Source organism: Pseudoalteromonas sp. SR45-5 (assembly GCF_014163565.1).
Classification (GTDB): domain Bacteria; phylum Pseudomonadota; class Gammaproteobacteria; order Enterobacterales; family Alteromonadaceae; genus Pseudoalteromonas; species Pseudoalteromonas distincta.
Genome location: NZ_JACJDN010000892.1, coordinates 1 through 1,227, shown reverse-complemented (window position 1 = coordinate 1,227; position 1,227 = coordinate 1). Strand labels below are relative to the sequence as shown.

Genomic DNA, 1,227 nt, shown 5'->3' with positions numbered 1-1,227 from the left:
TTTAGAGGCTAGTTTATTACATTAATGGGATAAGTTACTGCGACATTTTGTCGCAGTTTAAACTATAGCTTACTGTAATCATTTAAAAATAAAAAAGATTACACTTAAATTCCTAACATGACTTATCTGTTTAATTGAGCTGGATGTTTGATATCCAGCTAGCTTTAAATGCTAAAAAATACTTAAAAGCTGCGAAATATCCATATAAAGTGGTTATTAGGGCATAGTTGATTTGGTATAACGGTAAAACTGCGTTAAAGTTTGCAATGAAATTATTAGAGGATAAATACGAAACGATGTCGGAAATTCAATTTTTAAATGTAGATCTTGAGCTTGAATCAAAGCAAGATATTAGTTTGCTAGTGGCGGACTTGAAAAAAGTCGCGACGATTTTACATTATGACAAAGACGAATACCGTCAACTAGCGCGTATTGAAGCTACAGGTGAGGTGAGCACACCTGATAAAGCCATAAACCATATATGTGAGCTTATTGAATCGTGTTCGCGTAACGCGCTAAAGCAATGGTTAAGCTGTTCACGTAGAACGTTTGATATTGGTTTTGAATCAGGGACTTCTCCTAAGTGCTTTAATCAAGCCTTAGATGCAGATACATTATTGCGTATATCTGCGATTGGTGCGGGTATGGAAATTACCATTTACCCAATCGAAAAGTAACTATCTTCGCTCTACGACTGCTGCGGTCATTTTTGATACGCAGCACAGCTCATTGCGGCTATTTGTAATTTTTATTTCCCACACTGAACTACGTTTGCCAATATGAAACGCTCTTGCCGTTGCTGTTAAAGTGCCGTTGCGAGATGCTTTTAAATGACTTGCGCTAATCTCCTGTCCTACACAGTAATATTTAGTAAAATCGACAACAAAGTTAGCGGCATAGCTGGCAACTGTTTCGGCAAGTACAACGTTAGCACCGCCGTGAACCATCCCCATTGGGTTATGATGCTCAGGAATTGCCGGCATTGTGGCAACCAAATAATCATCGCCAATTTCTGTGACTTCTATCCCCATAGTTTTCATTAATGTTCCTTGGCCATTAATGCCTTGTTCTAACTGCTTGCACAGCTCTAAGGTGATGGGCTGGTACCAAATACTCATAATGTCTCCTTTGCATTTTTAATCATTTATAAACTTAGCTTTAGTTATATCCCTAAAATGTACACAAGTGAAATTACTTTAGCTATTTTAAGGCTTAATTTAAATTTGC

2 protein-coding genes are annotated in these 1,227 nt (G+C 37.3%); one reads left to right on the top strand and one right to left on the bottom strand.

The annotated features are described in order from the left end of the window. The first annotated feature begins 296 nt into the window (after positions 1-296). Positions 297-677: a hypothetical protein gene (locus tag H5072_RS19885; RefSeq protein ID WP_024595094.1), complete on the top strand. Its 381-nt coding sequence runs from the start codon at positions 297-299 to the stop codon at positions 675-677. On the opposite strand, the gene H5072_RS19880 is transcribed toward H5072_RS19885, so the two are convergent. Further along, entirely contained in the window at positions 678-1,118 is a 441-nt protein-coding gene (locus H5072_RS19880) for a PaaI family thioesterase (protein ID WP_182694571.1), read from the bottom strand. Positions 1,119-1,227: the final 109 nt, after the last annotated feature.

Bases quoted from the DNA above. Each gene is read 5' to 3' on its own strand.
- H5072_RS19880 (WP_182694571.1), bottom strand. From the start codon at position 1,118: ATGAGTATTTGGTACCAGCCCATCACCTTAGAGCTGTGCAAGCAGTTA.
- H5072_RS19885 (WP_024595094.1), top strand. From the start codon at position 297: ATGTCGGAAATTCAATTTTTAAATGTAGATCTTGAGCTTGAATCAAAG.